At 74.3% G+C, this 25,141-nt stretch carries 20 protein-coding genes and 1 riboswitch; of the genes, 10 read left to right on the forward strand and 10 right to left on the reverse strand.

Annotation, left to right across the window (positions count from 1 at the left end):
• The first annotated feature begins 467 nt into the window (after nucleotides 1-467).
• Nucleotides 468-1,562: an SCO1860 family LAETG-anchored protein gene (locus tag SNA_RS10560; protein WP_044364493.1), complete on the forward strand. Its 1,095-nt coding sequence runs from the start codon at nucleotides 468-470 to the stop codon at nucleotides 1,560-1,562.
• 179 nt (nucleotides 1,563-1,741) lie between these two features.
• Here SNA_RS10560 and cobC read toward each other — a convergent pair whose 3' ends face one another.
• The 8 genes from cobC to SNA_RS10600 all read right to left on the reverse strand — a co-directional run bounded on the left by cobC (nucleotide 1,742) and on the right by SNA_RS10600 (nucleotide 11,158).
• The gene (gene cobC / locus SNA_RS10565; protein WP_104531953.1) at nucleotides 1,742-2,905 is read right to left on the reverse strand and encodes an Rv2231c family histidinol phosphate aminotransferase CobC; all 1,164 of its coding nucleotides are present in this window, start codon (nucleotides 2,903-2,905) and stop codon (nucleotides 1,742-1,744) included.
• Nucleotides 2,889-3,848, reverse strand: a complete 960-nt coding sequence (locus SNA_RS10570) for a sirohydrochlorin chelatase (RefSeq protein WP_078969818.1) — start codon at nucleotides 3,846-3,848, stop codon at nucleotides 2,889-2,891. Before SNA_RS10570 ends, cobC begins: the two co-directional genes overlap by 17 nt.
• Nucleotides 3,849-4,012: 164 nt before the next feature.
• The gene (locus SNA_RS10575; RefSeq protein WP_420823467.1) at nucleotides 4,013-4,372 is read right to left on the reverse strand and encodes a cobalamin biosynthesis protein; all 360 of its coding nucleotides are present in this window, start codon (nucleotides 4,370-4,372) and stop codon (nucleotides 4,013-4,015) included.
• A gap of 47 nt (nucleotides 4,373-4,419) precedes the next feature.
• Entirely contained in the window at nucleotides 4,420-5,790 is a 1,371-nt protein-coding gene (locus tag SNA_RS10580; protein ID WP_044364496.1) for a cobyrinic acid a,c-diamide synthase CobB, read from the reverse strand.
• A 7-nt stretch (nucleotides 5,791-5,797) separates the two neighbouring features.
• Nucleotides 5,798-6,397, reverse strand: coding sequence for a cob(I)yrinic acid a,c-diamide adenosyltransferase (gene cobO, locus SNA_RS10585; RefSeq protein ID WP_030068481.1), 600 nt, complete (start codon nucleotides 6,395-6,397; stop codon nucleotides 5,798-5,800).
• Nucleotides 6,397-8,475 (reverse strand): putative cobaltochelatase, encoded by a 2,079-nt coding sequence (locus SNA_RS10590; RefSeq protein ID WP_044364499.1) that lies wholly within the window; start codon nucleotides 8,473-8,475, stop codon nucleotides 6,397-6,399. The genes cobO and SNA_RS10590 overlap by 1 nt, the downstream gene beginning before the upstream one ends.
• A complete protein-coding gene (locus SNA_RS10595) occupies nucleotides 8,475-10,205 on the reverse strand; it encodes a cobyric acid synthase (RefSeq protein WP_241779600.1) in 1,731 nt (576 codons plus the stop codon). Before SNA_RS10595 ends, SNA_RS10590 begins: the two co-directional genes overlap by 1 nt.
• Nucleotides 10,202-11,158 (reverse strand): cobalamin biosynthesis protein, encoded by a 957-nt coding sequence (locus SNA_RS10600; RefSeq protein ID WP_044364501.1) that lies wholly within the window; start codon nucleotides 11,156-11,158, stop codon nucleotides 10,202-10,204. The genes SNA_RS10595 and SNA_RS10600 overlap by 4 nt, the downstream gene beginning before the upstream one ends.
• Before the next feature lie 134 nt (nucleotides 11,159-11,292).
• A riboswitch (cobalamin riboswitch) is annotated at nucleotides 11,293-11,424 on the reverse strand.
• A 207-nt stretch (nucleotides 11,425-11,631) separates the two neighbouring features.
• Here SNA_RS10600 and SNA_RS10605 point away from each other — a divergent pair.
• Genes SNA_RS10605 through SNA_RS10615 form a run of 3 tightly spaced genes read left to right on the forward strand, consistent with a single transcriptional unit; the run spans nucleotide 11,632 to nucleotide 16,089 of the window.
• Nucleotides 11,632-12,036 (forward strand): hypothetical protein, encoded by a 405-nt coding sequence (locus SNA_RS10605; protein WP_044364504.1) that lies wholly within the window; start codon nucleotides 11,632-11,634, stop codon nucleotides 12,034-12,036.
• 4 nt (nucleotides 12,037-12,040) lie between these two features.
• The gene (locus SNA_RS10610; RefSeq protein WP_044364507.1) at nucleotides 12,041-14,698 is read left to right on the forward strand and encodes a caspase family protein; all 2,658 of its coding nucleotides are present in this window, start codon (nucleotides 12,041-12,043) and stop codon (nucleotides 14,696-14,698) included.
• The gene (locus tag SNA_RS10615) at nucleotides 14,695-16,089 is read left to right on the forward strand and encodes an extracellular solute-binding protein (RefSeq protein WP_030068490.1); all 1,395 of its coding nucleotides are present in this window, start codon (nucleotides 14,695-14,697) and stop codon (nucleotides 16,087-16,089) included. Before SNA_RS10610 ends, SNA_RS10615 begins: the two co-directional genes overlap by 4 nt.
• A 37-nt stretch (nucleotides 16,090-16,126) precedes the next feature.
• On the opposite strand, the gene SNA_RS10620 is transcribed toward SNA_RS10615, so the two are convergent.
• A complete protein-coding gene (locus tag SNA_RS10620) occupies nucleotides 16,127-16,363 on the reverse strand; it encodes a hypothetical protein (RefSeq protein WP_030068491.1) in 237 nt (78 codons plus the stop codon).
• 52 nt (nucleotides 16,364-16,415) lie between these two features.
• The gene (locus SNA_RS10625) at nucleotides 16,416-17,672 is read right to left on the reverse strand and encodes an inorganic phosphate transporter (RefSeq protein WP_044364509.1); all 1,257 of its coding nucleotides are present in this window, start codon (nucleotides 17,670-17,672) and stop codon (nucleotides 16,416-16,418) included.
• A gap of 411 nt (nucleotides 17,673-18,083) precedes the next feature.
• Between SNA_RS10625 and SNA_RS10630 the strand changes: the two genes are divergently transcribed.
• From SNA_RS10630 to SNA_RS10655, 6 genes are all read left to right on the forward strand, one after another.
• Nucleotides 18,084-18,740 (forward strand): class II aldolase/adducin family protein, encoded by a 657-nt coding sequence (locus SNA_RS10630; protein WP_030068493.1) that lies wholly within the window; start codon nucleotides 18,084-18,086, stop codon nucleotides 18,738-18,740.
• Between the two features lie 63 nt (nucleotides 18,741-18,803).
• Nucleotides 18,804-19,931 carry an alpha/beta hydrolase gene (locus tag SNA_RS10635; protein WP_030068494.1) on the forward strand — a complete coding sequence of 376 codons (1,128 nt, stop codon included), beginning with the start codon at nucleotides 18,804-18,806 and terminating at the stop codon, nucleotides 19,929-19,931.
• A 225-nt stretch (nucleotides 19,932-20,156) separates the two neighbouring features.
• Nucleotides 20,157-21,662, forward strand: coding sequence for a hypothetical protein (locus SNA_RS10640; RefSeq protein ID WP_078969819.1), 1,506 nt, complete (start codon nucleotides 20,157-20,159; stop codon nucleotides 21,660-21,662).
• A 353-nt stretch (nucleotides 21,663-22,015) separates the two neighbouring features.
• Nucleotides 22,016-23,614 (forward strand): ribosomal protection-like ABC-F family protein, encoded by a 1,599-nt coding sequence (gene abc-f, locus SNA_RS10645; RefSeq protein WP_030064408.1) that lies wholly within the window; start codon nucleotides 22,016-22,018, stop codon nucleotides 23,612-23,614.
• Between the two features lie 364 nt (nucleotides 23,615-23,978).
• The gene (locus SNA_RS10650) at nucleotides 23,979-24,200 is read left to right on the forward strand and encodes a helix-turn-helix domain-containing protein (protein ID WP_030064407.1); all 222 of its coding nucleotides are present in this window, start codon (nucleotides 23,979-23,981) and stop codon (nucleotides 24,198-24,200) included.
• A gap of 116 nt (nucleotides 24,201-24,316) precedes the next feature.
• The gene (locus SNA_RS10655; RefSeq protein ID WP_030064406.1) at nucleotides 24,317-25,096 is read left to right on the forward strand and encodes an enoyl-CoA hydratase/isomerase family protein; all 780 of its coding nucleotides are present in this window, start codon (nucleotides 24,317-24,319) and stop codon (nucleotides 25,094-25,096) included.
• Nucleotides 25,097-25,141 lie beyond the last annotated feature (45 nt).

Genomic DNA, 25,141 nt, shown 5'->3' on the forward strand with positions numbered 1-25,141 from the left:
AAGAGGCCGGTGGGGGCGGGCGTCGGGTGTCTCGTTCCCGTGACGCGCACTGGACAGCGCACGTTCGCCCCCACCGTCTTTTTCCCACCCCCTACGGGGAGGTGCCGGGCCGTAGCGGCGGAGCCGTGTAGGGCCGGTACCGCTGCCGGACAGCCCCGCGCCAGCGGCAACGCCCGCCGCAGGCGCTACGGAGGGAAAGCCAGAACGTCGGCTCAGGTAAAGCGCAGCGAACGGGCCCGCCGCAGGCGCAACGGCGAACAACACCCACGGCGGGAAAGCCGACAACGTGGGGCCCAGGCAAAGCGCAGCGGACAGGCGAAAATCACCTAATAGGGTGAACTGATCTCGCGTGGCTGCCCGTTCACCCTCCGTGCGTCCACGATGTGCGGGTCGAGGTCGTCGGCCCGCGCGATGTCCCCCATTGGCGCGGCCGGCGGCTCCATTTCTCTTGTGGGGGTTCCACTCACGTGTCCACCAGTTCCACCGGCTTCTTCGGCAGGCCCCGACGGCTCGCCGCGACCTTCGTCGCCGCCGCCCTCACGGCCGGCCCCGCCGTCCTCATGGGCGCCGTCCCGGCGCAGGCCACCGGCCGCACCCACGGCTCCTCCGGCGCCGTCGTGCTCCGCACCGACCTGAACGTCGGGCTGCTCGCCAGGGCGCTCCAGGTGCCGCTGCGCGCCACCCTCGACGAGGTGCACGCGCCCGGCTCCGCCGACAAGACGGCGCTCTCCGTCCGGCTCGACGGTATCGACCAGGGCCGGCCGTTCGGCGTGCTGCGCGCGGATGTCGCCACCGCGCGGGCCACCGCCGACCGCCACAAGGCCGAGGGCTACGCCAACCTCGTGCATGCCAAGGTGCACGTCCCCGGGCTCGGGCGGCTGTCCCTGATCGAGGTCCGGCAGGTGACGTCGCGGGCGGTGTGCGCGGCGGGCGAGCGGCCGCGTGCCACGTCGAATGTGCTGGGCAGCGTGCTGGTCCTGGGCAAGAAGGTCACGCTGAAGGCGGGCGGGACGACGGACGTCAAGGTGCCCGGCGTCGGTGACGTCCGGCTCGATCTGTCGAAGCGGAGCGTGACGGGCCGCAGCGCGGCGGCGACCGCGCTGCAACTGAACGTCGGTGTCAACCCGTTGAAGCTGAATGTGGCCGAGGTCCGGGGGCGGGTCACGCTCGCCGAGGCGACCTGCGAGACGCCGCACGGCGGCTCGGGCGGGACGACGGGCGGGCAGACGGGAGGCCAGTCCGGGGGCGCCTCGGGCGGCCAGACCGGGGGCCAGTCCGGCGGTCAGTCGGGCGGTCAGTCGGGCGGCGCCTCAGGAGGTCAGACGGGCGGTCAGTCGGGCGGCCAGTCGACCGGTGGCCACTCCGGCGGCTCGTCCTCCGGCGGTACCCACGTGAACACCCCGTCCGGCTCCCACCCCGCTACGGGCGACCTCGCCGAGACCGGCAGCAGTTCGGCCACCCCGTACCTCGCCGGGGGCTCCGCCCTGCTGCTCGCCGCGGGCGCCGGGACGTTCGGCCTCATCCGCCGGCGCCGCACCGCCGCGCCGGACGGCCGCGGCTGACAACCCCGTGCCCGTGCCGGTGCTGTGGGGGCGCCGGTGCGGGGACGGCCGGGGCACGCTCCGCACGGCGTGCCCCACCCCTCGCCGGGATCTCGTACGGGCGTGGTGCCTACGAGGTCCCGGCGAGACCCCCGGCGAGGACGGCGCGCCGGGCCCCGGCTGCGCGCGCCGGGCCCCGCTCAGGACGCCGCCGCGCCCAGCACCTCCGCCAGCGCCGTCACGAGGCGGTCGGTGGTCGCCCGGTCCCGGACGGCGAGCCGCAGCCAGTCCGGGCCCAGGCCGGGGAAGGTGTCCCCGCGCCGTACCGCGAAGCCGCGCGCCCGCAGCCCGGCCCGTACCGTCATGGCGTCCGGCAGCCGGATCAGCACGAACGGCGCCTCGGCCGGGCCGACCGCCCGCAGCGTCGGGAACTCGCCCAGCCGGGCCAGCAGATGGGCCCGGTCGGCGGCGATCTCCTCGGCCGCCGCGGCCGCCTCCGCCAGCGCCGCGGGCGTGGTGCAGGCCCGCGCCGCGGCCAGCGCGGGGCTGGAGACCGGCCACAGCGGCTGCGCCCCGGCCAGATCGGCGATCAGGTCGGGCGCGGCCAGGACGTAGCCGATCCGCAGGCCCGCGAGCCCCCAGGTCTTGGTGAGGCTGCGCAGCACGACCAGCCCCGGCAGATCCGTCCGCCCGGCCAGCGCGGCCCGTTCCCCGGGCACCGCGTCCATGAACGCCTCGTCCACCACCAGCGTCCGGCCGGGCCGGGCCAGAGAAGCCAGGGTTTCGGCGGGATGCAGGACGGAGGTGGGGTTGGTGGGGTTGCCGACGACGACCAGATCGGCATCCGACGGGATCGCGTCCGCATCCAGCCGGAACCCGTCCCGTTCGGTCAGCAGCACCCGCTCCACCGTGTGCCCGGCGTCCCGCAGCGCCGCCTCGGGCTCGGTGAACTGCGGATGCACCACGACCGGCCGCTTCGCCCGGACGGCGCGGGCGAGCAGCACGAACGCCTCCGCGGCGCCCGACGTCAGCAGCACCCGCTCCACCGGCAGAGCGTGCCGCGCGGCCACCGCCCGGCGCGCCGCCCGGCCGTCCGGATACGCGGCGAGACCGTCCAGCGAGGCGGCGATCTCGGCCTTGAGCCAGGCCGGGGGAGTACCGGCCCGGACGTTGACCGCCAGATCGGTCAGAGGGGTCGGATCGGTCGGGCCGGTCGGGCGGTTCGGATCGGCCGGGGCCGTCGGGTCCGACCCGTTTGCCCCCTCCGCCCCGTCCGCCGCCCGTACCTCGGCGTCGCCGTGGTGGCGCAGATCCGGTTCGTGGCCGGCCGCGGTCCCGGTCCCGGTGTCAGCGATTGCCCGCATGCGCATCCCGTTCCTGTGCGCCCCGGACGTCCCCGCCCCGCCCGTCCGCGTCGCCCGCCTCCGGCCCGTCCCCGTCGCCCGGCTCCTGCGCCGCACCGTCCGCGTCCCGGGCGTCCTCCGCCGCCGCCCGGTGCTCGTCCGGCACGCCGCCCGCCACCGTCTCGCGGTAGCGCTCCATGACCACCTCGGCCACCTCGGGCGGAGTGCCCAGCACTCCGGCGCCCAGCACCTCGGTGTGCGGGTGCACCGCCGCCCACCCCTCGGTCTGCATCCGCAGCCGCTCCAGCAGGCCGCCGGGGAAGAAGAAGTACGGCAGGACCACGATCCGGCCCGGACCGCCCGCCGCCGGGGCCGCGGCGGCCAGCGCCCGGCACCGGTCGAGACCGGCCGGCACATCGGGCGCCGCCTGCGTCAGGAACGCGGTCTCCACACCGGCGAAGCCGCGGCCCTCCCACAGCAGCCGCGCGGCCCGTACCACCTCGGCATTGGCATAGGGATCGCTCGCCCCGTGCCCCACCAGCAGCACCGTCGTCCGGGCCCGGTCCTCGGGCCGCCGCACCCCGCCGCCCAGCGCCTCGTCCAGCCGCCGCTCCAGCACCTCCAGCAGCCGGGGGTGCGGGCCCAGTTCGGCGCCGCAGGCGTGGTCGAGCCCGGGGTGGCGCCCGGCGGCCCGCGCCAGCGCGGCGTCCAGGGTCTCCCCGGCCCGACCGGTGGGGGCCAGCAGCAGCGGTACGGCGACGAGACGGGTGACGCCCCGTCCGGCCAGTTCGTCGACGGCGTCGCCCAGCGGCAGCGGTGAGTCGGCCGCGCCGAAGAACCCGCCGGCGACCGGCACGTCCGGATGGCGGGCGGCGAGCACCCGCACCAGCGTGCGCAGGGCCTCGGCCCCGCCTTCGTCACGGGTGCCGTGACCGGCGATGAGCAATGCGGGAGGGGTGGTCACTGGGTCTCCTTGGTACCGGGGTTTCACTGTCGGGTGCCTTGTCGCCGATGACCGTCGTCCGCCGATCCGGGTCACGGCGGAGCGGGTTGGGAGAGGTCATGACGATATCGGCAGCGGGGCAGGCGGTGGCGGGCACTCCCCTCCTACCAGCGGTAAGGACGGGGTTATCCGTTACTGCCCGGTACGGCGAGCGCGCAGGTGGCCCGCGCCGGGCGCCCCCGGGGCGCCGATTTCCGCTTGCCCGCGAGCAGTTGCCCGCCCGGCCCGGCGGCCAGCAGCGCGGCCGCCTCGGCGACGCTCGGCGTCCCGACGGCGGCCGCCACGGCCCCGGACGGCGCCGGAACCCCGACGGCGGCAAGCGCCCCGGCCGGATACGACCACAGCGGCACCCCCAGCCGCCGCGCCGCCCCGACCAGCCCCGGCTCGTCGGCCTTGGCCGCCACCGTCGCCAGCGCCGCCAGCGGGCGGTGCGCACATCCGGCCGCCGCGCGGGCGGCCGCGATCAGCTCCAGGACCTCGGACACCGGGACCCCGCGCCCGGCACCGACCCCGACGACCACCGGGGCGCCGCTCACCGGAAGCCGGCCGCCGCGCTCGCCACCAGCCGCCGCGCCAGCGCCGGCTCGGCCGCCCAGTGCACATGCAGATACGAGGCATGCACCCCGCCGCTGACGAAACCCTCCACCCGCCGCTCGGGATGCGTCATCCCCCACGCGGGGGCGGCGCCCGCGCCCGGCTCCAGGGCCGTGCGGTGGAACTCGTGGCCGCGCACCCGCGTCCCGGCCGCCGCCATGGCGTTGTCGCTCAGCGCCACCGCCTCCCGGTAGCCCAGCGTGAGCCGTTCGGTCATCCGGGCGTCGGCGGGCAGCACCCCGCACATCGGCCGGCCGTCTATCGAGCGGGACAGATACAGCAGCCCGGCGCACTCCGCGGACACCGGTGCCCCGCCCGCGGCCAGGGCGGCCACCGCCGCCCGCAGCGGCGCGTTCGCCGACAGCTCCGGTGCGTACACCTCGGGGAAGCCGCCGCCGATCACCAACCCCCGGGTGCCGGACGGGAGTTGCTCGTCGCGCAGCGGATCGAAGGGCACCACCTCGGCGCCCGCCGCGGTCAGCAGCTCGGCATGCTCGGCATACGAGAAGGTGAACGCGGCGCCGCCCGCGACGGCGATCCGCGGCCGGTCGCCGCCGGTCCTGGGACCGGCCTCCGCGGCCGGGTCCCAGGGCACGTCCGGCAGCGCCGGCACCCCGCGCGCCAGCGCCAGCAGCGCCTCCAGATCGCAGCCCTCGCGCACCCGCGCGGCCAGCTCCCGTACCGACTCCACCGCCTCGGCGCGGCGTTCGGCGACCGGCACCAGGCCCAGATGCCGCGAGGGCGTACGGGCCTGCCGGGTACGCCGCAGCGCGCCCAGCACCGGCACCCCCGACGAGTCCATCGCCTCGCGCAGCAGCGCCTCATGACGCTCCGAGCCGATCTTGTTGAGGATCACCCCGGCCAGCCGCACCTCCGGATCCCAGGACGCGAAGCCGTGCACCAGCGCGGCCACCGACCGGGACTGCGAGGAGGCGTCCACCACCAGCACCACCGGCGCCCGCAGCAGCTTCGCCACCTGCGCCGTCGACGACAGTTCGCCCCTACCGGACGCGCCGTCGAACAGCCCCATCACGCCCTCCACGACCGCCAGGTCCGCGCCCGCCGCGCCGTGCAGGAACAGCGGGGCGATCCGCTCCGGGCCGCACAGATACGCGTCCAGATTGCGGCCGGGGCGGCCGGTGGCCAGGGAGTGGTAGCCCGGGTCGATGTAGTCCGGCCCGACCTTGTGCGGCGAGACCGTCAGACCGGCCTCGGCGAAGGCCGCCATCAGGCCGGTGGCGACGGTCGTCTTGCCCGCGCCGGAGGAGGGCGCGGCGATGACGAGACGGGGGATCGCGGTCCCGGTCATGCCCAGCTCACCATTCGATACCCCGCTGGCCCTTCTGGCCGGCGTCCATGGGGTGCTTGACCTTCGTCATGTCCGTCACGAGATCGGCGAAGTCCAGCAGCGGCTCGGGGGCGCCCCGCCCGGTGATCACGACGTGCTGGGTGCCGGGGCGGTCGCGCAGCACCGACACCACCTCGTCGGTGTCGATCCAGCCCCACTTCAGCGGGTAGGCGAACTCGTCCAGGACGTACAGCTTGTAGGTCTCCGCGGCGAGGTCGCGCCTGACCTGCGCCCAGCCCTCGCGCGCCGCCTCCTCGTTGCTGAACTGGGAGTCGCGCTGCACCCACGACCAGCCCTCGCCCATCTTGTGCCAGGCGACCGTCCCGCCCTCGCCGGAGTCGCCGAGCACCTTCAGCGCCCGCTCCTCGCCGACCTTCCACTTCGCCGACTTCACGAACTGGAACACCCCGATCGGCCAGCCCTGGTTCCACGCCCGCAGCGCCAGACCGAAGGCCGCCGTGGACTTTCCCTTGCCGGTCCCGGTGTGCACGAACACCAGCGGCCGGTTGCGGCGCTGACGCGTGGTGAGCCCGTCGTCCGGTACGACGGTCGGTTGTCCCTGAGGCATTACGCGGCCCTCCGATGGTCTTGAACGGTCCGTACGAGCGCGGAGACGCTCTCCGCGCGCAGTTCGTCGAGGGTGACGGCGGTGCCGTGCAGCTCCCGGGCCAGCTCGGCCGCCAGGCCCAGCCGTACGGGGCCGGTCTCGCAGTCCACCACGACAGAGGCGGTGCCCTCGGCGGCCAGCAGCCGCCCCGCACGGGCGGCCCGCAGCCGCGGCTCCGGCCCGCCCGTCGCCCGCCCGTCCGTCACGACCACCAGCAGGGGCCGCCGCGAGGGATCCCGCAGCCGCTCCACCCGCAGCACCTCATGGGCCCGCAGCAGCCCCTCCGACAGCGGCGTACGGCCCCCCGTCGGCAGCTGCGCCAGCCGCGCCGCGCCCGCCTCGACCGAGGACGTCGGCGGCAGCGCCAGCTCGGCGCCCTTCCCCCGGAAAGTGATCATGCCGATCTTGTCGCGCCGCTGGTAGGCGTCGAGCAGCAGCGAGAGCACCGCGCCCTTGACCGCGCCCATCCGCTTGCGCGCCGCCATCGACCCGGACGCATCCACGACGAACAGGACCAGATTGCCCTCCCGCCCCTCGCGCACCGCCTCGCGCAGATCGTCCCGGCGCACCACCAGCCCCGGGCCGCGGCGGCCGCGCGCATGCTGATGCGGCGCGGCGGCCCGTACGGTCGCCGACAGGTGCAGCGCGCCGAGGGCACCCTTGGGCCGCCGGGCCCCGGTGGTACGGCCATGGGCGGTACGGGCCCGCGAGCGGCGGCCGTCGGCGCCCTCGCCCAGCCCCGGAACGTCCAGCCGCCGCGTACGGAACGGCTCGGCGGCACCCACGGCTGCCTGTTCGCCGCCCTGTGCGGACGGCGCGGGCTGCCCGGCCGGCTCCTCCGGCGGCGCCCCGGGGGCATCCGCGTCCGGCCCGGTGGGCGGGGTCTGCTGCGCGGGGCCCTCCTGGCCGTCGCCCTGCGGGGGCACGCCGCCGGGCCCGCCGCCGTCCGGGCCGCCGTCGGGACCGTCGTCCGGTCCGCCGTCCGGGCCCTCGGGCTCCGGATCCGGGTCGTCGTCCCCGTCCGCGCCGCCGAACTCCTCCAGCACCTCGTCCAGTTTGTCCTCGTCCAGGCCGGGCGCATCGAACGGATTGCGCCGCCTGCGGTGCGGCAGCGCCAGCAGCGCAGCCTGCCGGACGTCCTCCGAGCGGACCTCGGTCCGGCCCGCCCATGCGGCCAGCGCCGTCGCCGTCCGGGCCATCACGATGTCCGCGCGCATCCCGTCCACCTCGAACGCGGCGCAGGCCGCGGCGATCTGGTGCAGCGCCTTCTCGCCCAGGGCCACGTCCGGCAGCAGCGCCCGCGCCGCCGCGATCCGCTCCCGCAGCGCTGCCTCCTCGCCGGCCCAGCGCCCCGCGAAACCGGCCGGATCGTCCTCGTACGCCAGCCGCCGCCGGACGACCTCCACCCGCTGCGCCGGCTCCCGGGACGCCGCCACCTCGACGGTCAGCCCGAAGCGGTCCAGCAACTGCGGCCGCAGCTCGCCCTCTTCGGGGTTCATGGTCCCGACGAGCAGGAAACGGGAGGCATGGCGCACGGAGACGCCCTCGCGCTCCACATAGGAGGCGCCCATGGCGGCGGCGTCCAGCAGGAGGTCGATCAGGTGGTCGTGCAGCAGGTTGACCTCGTCGACGTACAGGATCCCGCGGTGCGCGTCGGCGAGCAGCCCCGGTTCGAACGCCTTCACCCCCTCGGACAGCGCCCGCTCGATGTCCAGCGCGCCGACCAGGCGGTCCTCGGAGGCACCGACCGGCAGTTCGACCATGCGCGTCAGACGGTCCTCGGACGCGTCCGCCTCGTGTGGGCCGTCGGGGCAACCGGGGTCGGGGTCGGCGGGGGCGCAGGCGAAGCGGCAGCCGGTGATGACCTCGACGCTCGGCATCAGCGCTGCGAGACCGCGCACCGTCGTCGACTTGGCGGTGCCCTTCTCCCCGCGGACGAGGACGCCGCCGATGGCCGGCGAAATGGCGTTCAACAGCAGGCCCAGGCGCATGTCGTCCATTCCGGCGACCGCAGTGAACGGGTAAGGCACCGATGCCATTACGGGGCACCCCTTTCGAGGGAATTGCTGTGGTCGGACGCATCATCGGTCTTGTGCTGTGCGACGGTTGCGTCATTCTCCCCGCAGCCGCGGGGGTGTGCCGGGCACGGCGAACAGCGCTGCGGTTCGCGCTCCGTCAGCTCCGCGTGAGCGGAGGTCGCAGGTGAGAGGCGGGGCGCCCCCGGCGGCACGAACGGCAGCCCCGTCGGCACCCCCTTCTCGATCAGCCGCAGCAGCGCGTCGGTGTCCGCGTGCTCCTCGATCAGATCGCCGAGCCGGTCCAGCTGCTCCTCGCGCAGCGCGCCGAAGCGGGTGTCGGGGGCCGGCACGAAGGCCCGGCCCGCGTCCGCCGCCACCCGCCGCAGGAACGCCCGGCGAAAACCGTCGCTCTCCAGGGAGCCGTGCCAGTGCGTGCCCCACACCGAGCCGGCCCGGCAGCCGTCCAGGCTGCGCCCTCGGTCATCGGAGAGGAACGCTTCACCCCCGGACACCTCGGCCACGCCATGGTGGATCTCGTACCCCTCCACCGGCTCGCCCAGCGCCGTGCCGACGGGGCGTGCGAGGGTTTTGTCCGGCGCGAAGCGTACGCGCACCGGCAGCAGCCCCAGCCCCGCGACCGTGCCCGCCTTCGACTCGACCTCGTCCTCGATGCGCTCGCCCAGCATCTGGAAGCCGCCGCAGATGCCCAGCACCGGGCGCCCCTCCGCGGCCCGCCGGGCGACGGCGTCCGCCAGCCCCCGCTCGCGCAGCCAGGCCAGCGCGCGGACCGTCCCGCGCGTCCCGGGCAGCACCACCAGATCCGCATCCGCCAGCTCCTCGGCGCGGTCCACGAAGCGCACCACCACGCCCGGTTCGGCAGCCAGCGCGTCCACATCGGTGAAGTTGGACATCAGCGGAACGGCACACACCGCGACCCGCAGCACATCCGCACCCACCGGCGGGGCCACCACGCTCTCGCGCACCGCTCCCCGCAGCGAGACCCTCAGTCCGTCCTCCTCGTCGATGCCCAGCCCGTGCGCGTACGGCAGCACGCCCAGCGTCGGCCGCCCGGTCAGCTGCTTGAGCATCTCCAGTCCGGGCTCCAGCAGCGTCACGTCACCGCGGAACTTGTTGACGAGGTATCCGGCGACCAGCGCCTGGTCCTCCCGCGACAGCAGCGCCGTGGTCCCGAAGAAGGAGGCGAAGACGCCACCGCGGTCGATGTCGCCGACCACCACCACCGGGAGGCGGGCCGCCCGCGCGATGCCCATGTTGACGATGTCGCTGCGCCGCAGGTTGATCTCGGCGGGGCTGCCGGCGCCCTCGCAGATCACCGCGTCGTGGGTACGGCGGAGTTCGGCGAGGCAGTCGGTGACCGTACCGAACAGCTCCTCCTGCCGCCCCGCGTGGTAGCCGCGGGCGCTCAGCTCACCCACCGGTTTGCCCAGCAGCACCACCTGGCTGCTGCGCTCGCCGCCCGGCTTGAGCAGGACCGGGTTCATCAGCGCGGTCGGCTCCACCCGCGCCGCGGCCGCCTGCATCGCCTGCGCCCGCCCGATCTCCGCCCCCTCGCGGGTGACGAAGGAGTTGAGGGACATGTTCTGCGCCTTGAACGGGGCCACCTTGACGCCCTGCCGGACCAGCCAGCGGCAGATGCCCGCCGTCACCACGCTCTTGCCCGCGTCCGACGTCGTACCGGCCACCAGCAGACCGCCGCCCGGATTCCCGGATTGCCCGAACCGCCCGTTCACCGGGTCCTCCTCCTGTGTCGTAGCGCGCCCGCCGCCAGCCGTCCCGCGACCGTTGCCGCCAGCGCCAGGACGCCGACCCGGCGCGAGAGCCGTACCGCCCGCTCGATATCGGGCACGGCGGGCGGCGGCGCCGCCCCGTTGAGCACCGGGCGGTGCTCGGTCCGCCCGCCGTACGCCAGGGTGCCGCCCAGCCGTACGCCGAGCGCGCCCGCGAACGACGCCTCCACCGGGCCCGCATTGGGGCTCGGATGCGCCCCGCCGTCGGCCCGCCACGCCCGCAGCGCACCGCGCCGGTCGGGGCCCGCGAGCACGGTCAGCGCGGCGGTCAGCCGGGAGCCGGGCCAGCCGGCCACATCGTCGAGGCGGGCCGCCGCCCAGCCGAACCGGCGGTACCTCGGCGATTTATGACCGACCATCGCATCCAGGGTGTTCACCGCCCGGAACGCCACCAGACCGGGCACACCGCCCAACGCGCCCCACACCAGGGCACCCACCACCGCGTCCGAGGTGTTCTCGGCGACCGACTCCACCACCGCGCGGGCCATCTGCGGCCCGTCCAGCGCCTGCGGATCGCGGCCGCACAGATGCGGCAGCCGCGCCCGCGCCGCCGTCAGATCGCCCGCCGTCAGCGCCTCGCCGACCGCCCGCGCCTCCCGGCCGAGCGAGGTGCCGCCGAGCACCGCCCAGACGGTGACCGCGGTCAGCGCGGCCCGCGCCGCCGGCGTGCGCACGGTGCGCTGCACCAGCGCCGCGGCGGCCGTCGCGCCGCCCGCGCACACCACGGTGTGCACCGCCCCGTATCCGCGATGGTCGCGCCACAGCCGGCGTTCGGCCGCGGCCGCGGCCCGGCCGAAGGCGGCCACCGGATGGCCGCGCCGGGGGTCCGCCGCGATCAGGTCGCCGAGAAAGCCCAGGGCCGCGCCGCACGCATATCCCGCGTGTTCGCCGCGCATCGGATCAGACCGCCGCCGGGCCTCGGCGAGGCAGTGCCTCAAAGGGGCGGGGGCGTCTGGAACTGCTGCGGCCGGGCATGGCGATGGTGTCCTCACTCAGGGTCCGCGCCCTGGCTCGACGTGACGGCGACAAGAGTCTCCTGGCTCCCGGATCGGCGTCGCCCCCGGCCTTCCCGCCCGTAAGGAACACGGGCCGTGGCCGTCGCTCGGAGGAACGCTCCCCGGTGACAGTGGCGGGACCGCGCCGGATTCGCACCGGACTTCCTCTGCTGTCGCCGATTGGCCCGGGCAGTCCACCACGCCCCGCGAATGCCCGTCAACTCACACTTGACCTGCGGCGCAGCCCTGTGTCAGGGGGTGTGGTGCGGACCACAGGGTGGTCGGTGGGTCACCGGGAGTTGCCCCTGGGACTGATCCCGCGTCACTATCTGGTGCGCGGTGGGCGATGCGGCCCGCCGGAAGGGGGTCGGGGGATGCCGAACAGCGCCGAGCGTCAGGAGATCCGGATCAGGATCTCGGGGACGCACAATCCCGAGCAGGACGCCGCGGATCTGCGCGCCTGGCTGGAGCGCGAGCCCTGGCTGACGCAGCGGCCGCACGAGTGGGCGCAGCGCCCGCGGCCGGCCGGTGAGGACGACGGCGCCGGGGCGGCGGGCCCGGCCGACATGGCCCTCGGCGTGGACGATGTGATCCTCGCCGTCATCGGTGCGGTCGCCGCGGAGGTCACCAAGAGCCTGACCATCGCCCTCCAGGAGTGGCTGCGCCGCCGCCGGGAGGAGCGCAGCCAGGGCGAGGAACCCGCCGTCGCGGTCGGTGAGGGCGACGGGCCGCTGCGCGAGCTCGGCGGCGCCGGGGGCGGCAGCACCGCCGGGGACTGAGCGGATGTCCGAATACGACGCACGGGGCAAGGTCAACCGGGCGCTGCTGATCTGTGTCAGCGACTACCGGCATCTGCGCCCGCTGCCCGCCGTGAAGGACAACGCCGAGGAGCTGGAACGGGTCCTGGTCGATCCGGCCACCGACCTGTTCACCAAGGGCGAGGTCCGTATCTGCCGTCCGCAGGAGCCCTGGGAGGTGGAGCAGGCGCTGGACGCGGTCACCGCCGAGGCGCGCGGACTGCTGCTGGTGCACTTCTCCGGGCACGGCCGGGTCGGCTCGGACGGCGGCGACCTCCAGCTGATGGTCGGGGCCTCCGAAGCGCGCCACAAGACCGTCTCCTGGCAGGACCTGGTGCTGCGCTATCTGGACAACGCACGCGCCGACCGGATCGTGATCATCCTGGAGTGCTGCTACTCCGGCAACGCCGGCGAGGCATTCCACTCCTCCCGCAAACCCCTGTCGCTGCTGATGGCCGCGCAGCCCAACCGCCGCATCTTCAGCGGCGACGAACCGGCCGGCGGCAGCGTCTTCACCCGCGCCGTGGTGCGCATCCTCGGCCGCGGCATCCCGGGCCGGTGCTGTGTCACCTTCGAGGACCTGGTCGGTGCGCTGCGCGCCGAGCTGGCCGACGAGCGCACCCCGATGGGCGAGGTGTGGGAGCCCCGCTCCGCGCAGCAGAACACCACCGACGACGTCGTCCTCTCCTTCGCGACCTCCGAGCCCAGGCCCCGGACCCCGCTGCGGATCCGCTTACGCCGCTGGCTCAACCCCTTCCTGCGGCACTGGGTCCGGCTGCTGCTCATCCTGGCGATCGTCTTCGTACCGGCCACCGGCGGCATCGTCCTGCTGAACCTCCCCGGCGAGCCCCCGGCCTGCCGCCCCGCCCTCGAACTGCGGCTGCTGACCGCCCCCGAGGACGAACCCGCCCTGCGCCAGGCGGCCTTCGCCTACGAGATGTCCGCCGCCAACACCCGCCCCCTCGCCGGCGAGGGCGACTACGCCGACGGCTGCCGGCGCGCCCAGATCACCGTCTACTCCGCCGCCAAGGACCAGATCGACCAGGGCTTCGCCGCCGCCGCCCGCTGGCAGGGCGAGGCCCAGGGCACCGGCGACGGCGATGCGGCCGACGACAAGGGCACCGACCCCCTCTACCGGCCCGGCCCGCAACCCGATCTGTGGATCCCCGAATCGAGCGCCGACTACGACCAGGCCCGCCGGGCCGTGCCCGCCACCGGATCCCCGGCGGCCCTGCACAACACCGGCCCCGTCGCCTACACCCCGCTGGTCGTCGGCATCCCGGCCAACAAGCGGCTGGACGACGTCGAACAGGGCGCCGCCACCTGGCGGGACCTGCTCACCGGCACCGACGCCGACCACCGCAACCTCAAACTGCTGCGCCCCAGCCCCGTCCTGTCCGGCACCGGCCTGCTGCACACCATCGGCCTCTACCTCGCCCACGACGGCGCCGCCCTCGGCTCCGCGGGCACCGCCCCCGACCCCGCCGTCGCCGACGACGCCGAGAGCCGGCTCTCGGCCCCCGGCAGCCAGTACGCCGGCAGCACCGAGCTGCTGTGCTCGCTGCGCCCCGACGCGGGCGCGGCCGCCGGCGCCACGGCCGGCTCCGGGGCCGCCGCGCGGTCCGCACCGCTGGTCTCCGAGAAATCCCTCGCCGACTTCAACCTCGGCCGCGCCACCGGGAGTTGCCCGGCCCGCTCCGGACCGCTCCCGCTGCGCGACCGCTACGCCGCCTACTACCCCAAGAACGTCCCCGCCCTCGACCACCCGCTGATCCGCGTCGCCTGGCGCGGCGCCGCCGACGCCACCGCCCGCCGGGCCGCCGTCGACCGCTTCGCCCAGTGGCTGCGCGATCCGGACGGCGGGCAGCGCATCCTCGTCGCGCAGGGCTACCGCGGGGTGCCCGGCAAGGACGGCGCCATGCCGCAGCCGGCGAAGGGCTCGCCGCTGCTCGACAGCCGCACCGAAACCGACCCGCAGGTCCCCGTCGTCCCCTTCACCGCGGACCCGGACCAGGTCGCCGAGGTGCTGGACGGCTACGACAAGGCCCAGAAGTCCAGCCAGTTGCTGATCCTGATGGACACCTCCACCTCCATGGCCGACGGCGGCAAACTGCCCGTCGCCGCCGCGGCGGCCGGCCGCGCGCTGGAGATGGTCGGTGCCCACCACACGTACGGGCTGTGGACCTTCCCCGACCGCGCCCGGCCCGACGACCCCGATGCGGTGCACAGGGCGGTCCGGCTCGGCACCGCCGATCCGGCCCCCGGCCGGGCCGCGCTGGCGCGGATCGCGGGCGGCGAACTGGTCGACCACGGCGCGGCGATGGAGGAGGCGCTGACCGCCGCCGTCCGCACGATGAAGCAGGCCAAGGGCACCAGCAACGCCATCGTGCTGATCCTCGACCAGGACGACGGCGGATCCCGGCGCGCCGCGGGCGTCGAGAAGGCGCTCGCCGGGCTGCTGAAGGACGGCCCCGACGTGCCGGTGCTGACGCTGTCGTTGGGCCGCTCCGGCTGCGACACCTTCGCGCTCCAATGGCTGGCCGGTGCCTCCAAGGGCCGCTGTGTGACGGGGAGTCCCGGGGCGCCCGATCAGCTCGCCGGTTTCATCGCCTCGATCGGCACCGCAGCAAAGGGGGACCGGTGACGCTCTCGCGCACCCTGACGCGTACCGCGCTGGCCTGCCTGATCCTGGCCGCGGCGAGCGGCTGTACGTCGGGCCCCGGGCCGCTCCCCGAGAAGGGCCCGATCGTGCTGGCCACCGGCAGCGACCTCAGCAGCTCCGGCGTCCGCCAGGACCTCATCCGCGCCTTCGAACGGCGCAGCGGCCGCACCGTACGCATCGTCACCCTCCCCGACACCGCCGACGGCCAGCGCAGCCAGCTGCTGGCGGCCGGTCAGTCCGGCAACGGCGGCTATGACGTCCTGAACATCGATGTCGCCTGGACCGCGGAGTTCGCCGAGGCGGGCGTGATCCAGCCCTGGGGCACGAGCCTGGACGGCGACTTCCTCGACTCGGTCGTCAAGACGGCCGAGTACGACGGCAAGGTCTGGGGCGTCCCCTTCAACACCGACGCCGGGCTGCTCTATTACCGCAAGGACATCCTCAAGAAGTACGGCCATGACGAACCGCCCGCCGACTGGGAGGACCTGACCACCATGGCCGAACAGGTCGCGGCGGACCGCAACCGCGACGCCGCCCGGACGCCGAAGGGGAAGAAGCAGCCGCCCCGGATGTACGGCATGGTCGCCCAGCTGCGGCCGTACGAAGGGCTGACCGTCAACACCCTGGAGGCCGCCTGGGACGCGGGCGGCGACCCGGACGCCACCAGCTTCACCAAGGGCGCGCAGGTCGGCTCGCTCCAGCAGGGCGTCGGCGACCTCAAGCTCCGGCTCGATGCGATCATGCCGCACGAGGCCACGACGATGGACGAGACCGAGAGCCGCCGCTGGTTCGCCGACGGCCGGGCGCTGTTCATGCGCAACTGGCCCGTCGAGTACGCCTCGGTTGCAGAGAAGCTCACCCCCGGCGTCCAGTTCGACGTCGCCCAGCTGCCGGCCCGCCCCTCCGACGGCAAACGGATGTCCGTCCTGGGCGGGCAGAACCTCGCCGTCTCCGCGCACACCACCCGGCCCGAGGGCGCCCGCGCGCTGATCGAGGCGCTCACCGGCCGGGGCAGCGAGCGCTGCCTGCTGGAACGGGGCTTCGCGGCGACCCGCGACTCGGCCTACCTGGAGGGGGCGGGTGCCCCTTCGTGCCCGCTGCCGCCCGGGGACGCCCAGCGCGGCGAGCGGGGCGCCGCCTCGCCGCCGGCGCCGCGGCCGGGGCAGGTGCCGTCGTACACCCGGACGCTGTACGCCGCGCTGCGGGCGGCCCAGCCGCGCCCGCGCAGCGCCCACTACCAGACGTTCAGCAAGGTCGTGCAGATCCGGGTCTCGGAATTCCTCGGCAGCCGGGGCCGCACGGCCATCGCCGACGAACTGGCCAAGGAAGCAGACGAGGCGCTCAGCGGCCGGGGGGATCCCCGCGGCCGCTGAGCGCCTCTGCGGTGCTCTGGTGCTCAGGCGCCGTCGCTCAGGCGGCGACGATCAGATAGATGCCGTATGCCACGGCCGCCGCGCACAGGGCGAAGGCGGCCACCGCAGTGGTCCGTGCACCCGTACCGGGGGCGGTGGCCGCGGCCGCATCGCCCTCGACGGCCGGCCGGCGCGACGTCCCGACGATGCCGACGGTGAACAGGCCCACGATCCCGACCGTCACCGCGAGGGTGACGCCGAAGACCTGGCCGAGAGCTGCCCAGTCGATGCTCATGTGTTCCGTGTTCCTTATGGGAGGAGGACCTGCGGGTCGGTCTGCGCGGCGGCTAGCGGGTGGTGGCCGTCGCGGCCTTCGTACGGGCGGCGGGGGCGGACGCTTCGGCGGCGTCCGCCGCGGTGGCCTGCGCGGTCACCGAACCCGCCGGGGGAGGGGAGACGGTCTTCAGCGCGGCGGTCACCACGCCCACCGGCTCCGCGGCCGGACCGTCATTGACATTGCTGTGGTCGATGGGCTTGCGCCGGGAGGCGGCCCAGATCGCACCGCACACCCCGAGGCCGAGGATGGCGACCGCCGCCACGCCCCAGGAGCCCTGCTTGGTCAGGAACGCGGCGCCCGCCGCGACCGCACCGGCCGCCGGCAGCGTCAGCCCCCAGGCCAGCACCATCCGCCCGGCCGTCGACCAGCGCACCACACCGCCCTTGCGGCCCAGGCCCGAGCCCATGACGGAGCCGGAGCAGACCTGGGTGGTGGAGAGCGCGAAGCCGAGGTGGGAGGAGGCCAGGATGGTGGCTGCGGCGCTGGTCTGGGCGGCGAAGCCCTGCGGCGGCTGGATGTCGGTGATGCCCTTGCCCATGGTGCGGATGATCCGCCAGCCGCCCAGGTACGTGCCCAGGGCGATGGCCAGACCGGCCGAGGCGATGACCCACAGCGGCGGGTCGGCGTGCGGGGCGACGACCCCGCCGGTGATCAGCGCGAGCGTGATCACACCCATCGTCTTCTGTGCGTCGTTGGTGCCGTGGGCGAGCGACACCAGGGCGGCCGAGGCGATCTGCCCGGCGCGGTAGCCCTTGGCGGTGTCCGCCTCGTCGCGGCCCCGGGTGAGCCGGTAGGTGAGCCGGGTCGCGGCCATCGCCGCCAGGCCGGCGACGAAGGGCGCGGCCACCGCGGGGATGAGGACCTTCATCACCACGGCGTCGCCGTGCACCCCGCCGGTGCCCACCGACACCACCGTGGCGCCGATCAGACCGCCGAAAAGGGCGTGGGACGAACTGGAGGGCAGGCCCGCCAGCCAGGTCACCAGGTTCCAGACGATCGCGCCGACCAGGCCGGCGAAGATCACTTCTGGTCTGATGCCTGCGCTCTCATCGATGATCCCGCCGGAGATGGTCTTGGCCACCTCCACGGACAGAAACGCACCTACGAGGTTGAGCACTGCCGACATCGCCACCGCGGTCTTGGGTCGCAATGCCCCGGTGGAGATGGTGGTGGCCATTGCATTGGCCGTGTCGTGGAAGCCGTTCGTAAAGTCGAACACCAAGGCCGTGACGATCACGATCCCGATGAGAAGCGTGATGTGTTCCATTCACCCAGGCAATCAGTTCGAAGGTCAGTGTCGCTCGGACCGTAGGGAGGGTGGGTGAACGGAAGGTGAACGAAGAGGGGCTCGCCAGTGACACCACCGCATGATTCACGCGAAAGTACCTCAGAAGTCACTTCCATCACACCCGTTGGCAAACTTTCTGCGCTGCACATCGAGCAGTTGGGGCCGCCCGGAGCTGCTCGGGTGCCGCATCCCTGCACGTCTGCCCGAAGGTAGCGGCCGCCCGACCCGGGACGGTCGATCCTCGGCCATTCGCCATGAAGCGCGCGGTAATCCTCATATGGGGGATACCGGACAACGTGCCCCTGTCGTACCGTGCCCCCGCCTGCCCGTACGGTGGCGCGCACCGCATCCGCCCGTCCGCACGCTGCCGCCACCGCACCGGAGGACACCATGCACGACCACCCCGACCGCATCGCCGAGTCCTGGGCCGAACTGGTCGACACCGCCCGCCGCACCGTCGCCGACGGCCTGGTCGTCGGCACCTCCGGCAATGTCTCCTGCCGGATCAAGGACCTGATCCTGGTCACCCCCACCGGCGTCCCCTACGACCGGCTCGGGTCCGGCGACATCACCGCCGTCGACCTCGAAGGCCGCCAGATCATCGGCTCCCTGCGCCCCACCAGCGAACTCCCGATGCATCTGGCGGTCTACCGCGACACCTCCGCCACCGCCGTCGTGCACACCCACGCCCCCTGCGCCACCGCCGTCTCCACCCTCGTCACCGAACTCCCGCCCGTCCACTACATGACCGGCGCCCTCGGCGGCCCGGTCCGCGTCGCCCGCTACGCCCTCTACGGCACCGACGAACTCGCGAGCCATATGCGCGAGGCGCTGCGCGACCGCACCGCCTGTCTGCTCCAGAACCACGGCACGATCGCCTACGGAGACGGCCTCGGCCAGGCCCTGGACCGCACCGCCCAGCTGGAGTGGATGTGCCGGGTATGGCTGGCCGCGAGCTCCCTGCCGGGGCACACCCCCAGCCTGCTGTCGCCCGCCCAGCTGGACGAGGCCCGCGCCAAACTCGACGGCTACGGCCGCCACGACTGACCCCGTCACCCGCCCGCGCCCGTCCCGCTGGCCGCCCCCGGCCCTCCTTTGCACACTGGAAGGGTGCGCCGGGGTACCGCGGCGGCCGTGGCCGCCACGACCGTGATCGGAGCCGGGGTGGCCGCCGTGGCGATCGGCCGGTACGCCGGCGATATTGCCCTGAAACCGCCCCCCAACCGCCCCCTGCCCGGCGACACCCGTCTCACCGTGCACTCCTTCACCGACGATCTGGTCACGCTGACCCGTGGTTTCGCGTCCTTGCGCCCCGGTGTCTACGGCCTGACCGGCGCCGGCTGCCACGCCGTGATCGGTCCCGTCGTCCACGGCTCCCCGCATGCCCCCGACACCGTCGTCCGCCGGCTGACCCGCGTTACCCACGGCACCCTGCGGCCCGGCGCCCGGATGCGGCTGACCCCGCAGGTGCACATCGGCAACCCCCGCGACGCCCTCGGCATCGAATGCGCCGATGTCGACGTCCCCGGAGAACTGGGACCGCTGCCCGCGTGGTTCCTCCCCGGCGTCCGCGACACCTGGGTGATCACCGCGCACGGTCTGGGCACCACCCGCGAGCACCCCATGGTCGTCATGCCCTTCCTGCGCCACCACCGCCTTCCGGTTCTCGACGTCGCCTACCGCAACGACCTGGGTGCCCCCGCCACCGCCGACGGCATCAACCACCTCGGCGACGCCGAATGGCGCGACCTGGACGCCGCCATCCGCTATGCGGTCCGCTACGGCGCCCGCGACGTCGTCCTCTACGGCTGGTCCACCGGCGCCACCATGGCGCTGCGCGCCGCCACCCACTCCGCGCTGCGCGACCGCATCAGCGGCCTGATCCTGGACTCCCCGGTCCTCGACCGGCACGCCACCGTCCGCGCGCTGGCCACCGCCCGGGGGGTCCCGCGCGCCCTGCTGCCCCTGGTGGTGCGCGCCGCCGAGGGCATCACCGGACTGCCCGTCCACCGCCCCGCCGACGCGGTCGACCCGGCCACCCTGACCGTCCCCACGCTCCTCATCCACGGCCCCGGCGACACCCTCGCCCCCTGGGACGTCTCCCGCTCCTTCGCCGCCCGCCGCCCGGACCTGATCACCCTTCAGAGCGTCCCGCGCGCTCCGCACGCGGCCATGTGGAACGCCGACCCCACCCGGTACGAAGAGGCCCTGCGCCGCTTCCTCACTCCCCTGATGTGAACCCGCCCCCAGCCCCGCCCCCAGCCCCGCTCCCGGCCCTGCTCCCGGCCCCGCCCCGGGCCCTGCCCCCAGCCCCGCTCCCGGCCCCGCCGCGCCGGTGACCGGCGGGCATACGGGGGGACAACTCCCCACATCAGGGATGGGTCGGCGGGATGACGCGGCCGGGGAAGACCCCACGCCTCGTTCCGATTGGGCTTTCGGGCCGTCAGCGGCAAGACTGCTCCTGTGACGTCCCGTACTCCGCGCGACTCCCGGCTCCGACTCGTCTCCGGTCAACCGATTGCGGCCGCCCGCCGGGCGGTGAGCACCCGGGCCGCCCGCCCGGCGCCCCGCCCGCCCGCGGGCACGCCCGCCCCGGCGGAACTGGCCCGCCAGGCCCGCGCCGCCCTGGCCGGCGCGGCCCGCCTCGCCCGCTGGGCCGACGGCCCGGGCGCCACCGGCGCGGGCCTGCGGGCCGGCCCCGACGGGGCGCTGCCCGACGACGCCGTGGAACGCGCCGCCGCGGACCTGGACCTGACACCGCACCAGGTCCGCACCGACTGGGACCGCGCCCGGCTCGCCGGCCTGATCGAATTGCACGGCGGCGTCGCCCGCCCCGGCTGGCGGCTGCGCGCCTGGGACCGCGACGACGCCGCCGCGCTGCGCGGCTGGGTCGCGCTGTTCGACGCCTGGTCGCTGGCCCGTCCCGCACCGGTCGGCGCCGGCCCCGCGATCGTCGCCGAAGTGGTCGAGGCCGTACCGCAGTTGCTGTCCCTGCTGCATCTGTCCGCCGGGCCCGTACGGCTGACCGCGCTGCTCGACATGCTCGAACAGCGCGTCGCCGAGCTGCGCACCGAACGCTGCGAGGTCCCCTACGGCCGGGATGCGGCCGACGCCGACGGCGCCGAGGGGAGCGCGAACGAGGCCGCGGGGGCCCCGCTCGCCGCACTGCTGGACTGGGCGCTGGGCGCGCTGACGACGGTGGGCGCGATGGTCCCGCCGCGCGGCCCGCACGCGGCGGCCCGCACCGGCGCCCACCAGCAGCCCCAGGGCCGCGACGGCTACGACGGCGGCTCCTACGACGGCGGTCCCTACAGCAGCGACGAGGCGCAGCTGACGCCGCTGGGCCACTGGTCGGTGTGGGTCAAGCTGGAGCGGATCTGTGTCGCCGCGCAGAGCCCGGCGGGTCATATCGAGCAGTCCGCGGAGGCGATGCTGCGCGGCTGCGCCCGGCTCACCCCGGGCCCGGCCCGCACCGAATACCGCGCCTGGCTCGCCGCCCGCGCGGCCGGCGCCGCCGTCGAGGAACTGCTGACCGTCGCCCGCGGCGAGGACGCCCTGCTGCGCGGGCTGGCCTTCGAGGCGCTGCGTGCCGTCGGCGCCCCTGCCGAACCCGCCGTCCGCACCGCGGCCGACGAGCCCGCGCTGCGCCCGTACGCCCTGCTGTGGCTGGCCGAGCACGAGGGCGGCGACCCGGAGACCGCGCCCGAGGTGCTCACGCGGGAGGAGGCGACCTGGCTGTGGGTGGACACCGCGGCGGCCGTCGCGGACCACGGTGAGACCCAACTCCTGATCCGCCACCTCGACTCGGCGGTCCAGGGCTCCGTGCCGCGCCTCCTGGAAGAGGTACGCGCCGTCGGGCACCCGCGCACCGTCCAGGTGCTCGTCGCCCTCGCCGCGGCGCATCCGGACCCGGCGCTCGCCAAGGCCGTCCGCCGCGCCGCGTTCCAGGTGCACACCGGCGGCGCATAAGGCGCACGAACGGGGCGGCCCGTGCGCCCCCGCCGCCCCGCTCGTCGTCCTCGCCGTCACCGTCGCCGTCACCGCTTCCATCCCCGTCCCCCTCCGGTCGTATCCGCCGCCCCGCAACCCCCGCCGCACCCCCGCGCCGCGGCCGTCGTGAGACCTGCATCACAGTCTGGCAGCGGGGTCTGACAATGCCTCGGAAGCCGGCCCTGACCTGCGGATACCGCGCAGGGGGAAAAGCGGTTGCCCAACCCCGTTAGACTGCCTGTATGGCAGTTCTCCTTTGGGTTCATTAGACGGCGCTGACCGCTCCGGATTGTCCGTCCAACCCGCCGTCTTCCTGCCCTGGAGTTTTTTCCGTGATCACCGCCTCCGGCCTTGAGCTGCGCGCCGGCGCCCGAATCCTCATCGAGTCCGCTTCCTTCCGTATCGCCAAGGGCGACCGCATCGGCCTGGTCGGCCGCAACGGCGCCGGCAAGACCACGCTCACCAAGGTGCTGGCAGGCGAGGGCATCCCCGCCGCCGGTACGGTCACCCGCTCCGGCGACGTCGGCTATCTGCCGCAGGACCCGCGCACCGGCGACCTGGACGTCCTCGCCCGCGACCGCATCCTCTCCGCCCGCGATCTGGACACCGTGCTGCGCAAGATGCGCGAGAACGAGGACCGGATGGCCAACGGCAAGGGCGCCACCCGCGAGAAGGCGATGAAGAAGTACGAGCGCCTGGAGACGGAGTTCCTGACCAAGGGCGGATACGCCGCCGAGGCGGAGGCCGCGACCATCGCCGCCAGCCTGGGCCTGCCCGACCGCATCCTCGGCCAGCCCCTCCACACCCTCTCCGGCGGTCAGCGCCGCCGCGTCGAGCTGGCCCGGATCCTCTTCTCGGACTCCGACACCCTGCTCCTGGACGAGCCCACCAACCACCTCGACGCCGACTCCATCGTCTGGCTGCGCGACTACCTCAAGACCTACCGCGGCGGCTTCATCGTCATCTCGCACGACGTCGACCTGGTGGAGACCGTCGTCAACAAGGTCTTCTATCTGGACGCCAACCGCTCCCAGATCGACGTCTACAACATGGGCTGGAAGCTCTACCAGCAGCAGCGCGAGGCCGACGAGAAGCGCCGCAAGCGCGAGCGCGCGAACGCCGAGAAGAAGGCCGCCGCGCTCAACTCCCAGGCCGACAAGATGCGGGCCAAGGCCACCAAGACCGTCGCCGCGCAGAACATGGCCAAGCGTGCCGACAAGCTGCTGGCCGGCCTGGAGGCGGTGCGCGCCTCCGACAAGGTCGCCAAGCTCCGCTTCCCGGACCCGGCGCCGTGCGGCAAGACCCCGCTCACCGCCGAGGGCCTGTCGAAGTCCTACGGCTCCCTGGAGATCTTCACCGACGTCGACCTGGCCATCGACAAGGGTTCCCGGGTCGTCATCCTGGGCCTCAACGGCGCGGGCAAGACCACCCTGCTGCGGCTGCTGGCGGGCGTCGAGACGCCGGACACCGGCGAGGTCGTCCCCGGTCACGGCCTGAAGCTGGGCTACTACGCCCAGGAGCACGAGACCCTGGACCCCGACCGTACGGTCCTGGAGAACATGCGCTCCGCCGCTCCGGACATGGACCTGGTCGCCGTCCGCAAGGTGCTGGGCTCCTTCCTCTTCTCCGGCGACGACGTCGACAAGCCCGCCGGCGTCCTCTCCGGCGGCGAGAAGACCCGTCTGGCCCTCGCGACCCTGGTGGTCTCGTCCGCCAACGTCCTGCTGCTCGACGAGCCCACCAACAACCTCGACCCCGCCAGCCGCGAGGAGATCCTCGGCGCGCTGCGCACCTTCACCGGCGCGGTGGTTCTGGTGACGCACGACGAGGGCGCGGTGGATGCGCTCCAGCCGGAGCGGATCATCCTGCTGCCCGACGGTGTCGAGGACCTGTGGGGCCAGGACTACGCGGATCTGGTCGCGCTGGCCTGACCGTCCGCAGAGGGCGGAACGGCCGTCTGGATCATGCTGTCTGGATCATTCGGCCTATGCGTGATCCGTCATCTGTGTGAGAACGGCTCATACACCGGCGAGTCTGCGGGAGAGGACCGGACCCCAACGGGCCCGGTCATCACCTTTTCGTCCGTATGGTCCTGGACACTCCCCTGACCTGGCGCTTCTCGGGCGATCCACGGGACGGGTCCCGTGCCCCACGGGCGGAAGTGATCATTCCGCGCGGGTCGGCGGGGCATCCCGTGGCAATTCCCGCCGTATATCCCTTGCGGAATGGGTGGCCAGGAAGCCGGAGAGGGGTGATCATGAGAGTCCAGAGCGCACTTCCCATGAGGAGGCACGGGTGGCCGAGACTCTGAAGAAGGGCAGCCGGGTAACCGGCGCTGCGCGCGAGAAGCTCGCGGCAGACCTGAAGAAGAAGTACGACGGCGGGGCAAGTATCCGGGCGCTGGCCGAGGAAACCGGCCGCTCCTATGGATTCGTGCACCGGATGCTCAGCGAATCCGGTGTGGTCCTGCGCGGTCGAGGAGGAGCCACCAGGGGTAAGAAGGCCGCTACGGCCTGAGCCCCGCGACTCCGGGCAGCAGGCGGTTCTCCCCCGGTCGATCGAGTAGTCGACCGGGAGGTTACCGTTCAGTCACTTACGCACGCAGGTGCGGTCGGCTGACTCGGAGGCGCTCGATGACTCTGCTCGACAAAGACGGTGTGCGGCTCACCGTGGACGACACGATTGCCACGGTGACCCTCGCCAACGCGGCCAAGCGCAATGCGCAGTCGCCGGCCATGTGGCGGGCGCTGGCCGAGGCGGGTTCGCTGCTGCCGGGAAACGTCCGGATCGTGGTACTGCGCGGTGAGGGCAAGTCCTTCTCCGCCGGGCTCGACCGGCAGGCGTTCACGCCCGAGGGGTTCGACGGCGAGCCGTCGTTCCTGGATCTGGCGCGCGGTGCGGACAGCGAACTGGACGCCACGATTGCCGAGTACCAGGAGGCGTTCACCTGGTGGCGGCGGACCGACCTGGTGTCGATCGCCGCCGTCCAGGGCCATGCGATCGGAGCGGGTTTCCAGCTCGCCCTCGCCTGCGATCTGCGGGTCGTGGCCGAGGACGTGCAGTTCGCCATGCGCGAGACCAGCCTGGGCCTGGTGCCGGACCTGACCGGCACCCACCCCTTGGTCGGCCTCGTGGGCTACGCCCGGGCGCTGGAGATCTGCGCCACCGGGCGCTTCGTGCACGCCGCGGAGGCCGAGCGGACCGGCCTGGCCAACCTCGTGGTGCCCGGCGGCGAACTCGACGGCGCGGTGGCCGATCTGGCGGCCGCGCTCCTGGCCGCGCCGCGCGACGCCGTCATCGAGACCAAGGCCCTGCTGGCCGGCGCCGCGGGCCGTACGTACGAGGAACAGCGCACCGCGGAGCGGGCCGCCCAGGCGCGTCGGCTGCGCGATCTGGCGGGTCTGGGGGAGTAGTCCCGGCGCCCGGCCGGCGGACTGTGCGCCCGTCCGCCGGCCGGG

The sequence above is a fragment of the Streptomyces natalensis ATCC 27448 genome (assembly GCF_000935125.1).
In the GTDB taxonomy this organism is placed as follows: domain Bacteria; phylum Actinomycetota; class Actinomycetes; order Streptomycetales; family Streptomycetaceae; genus Streptomyces; species Streptomyces natalensis.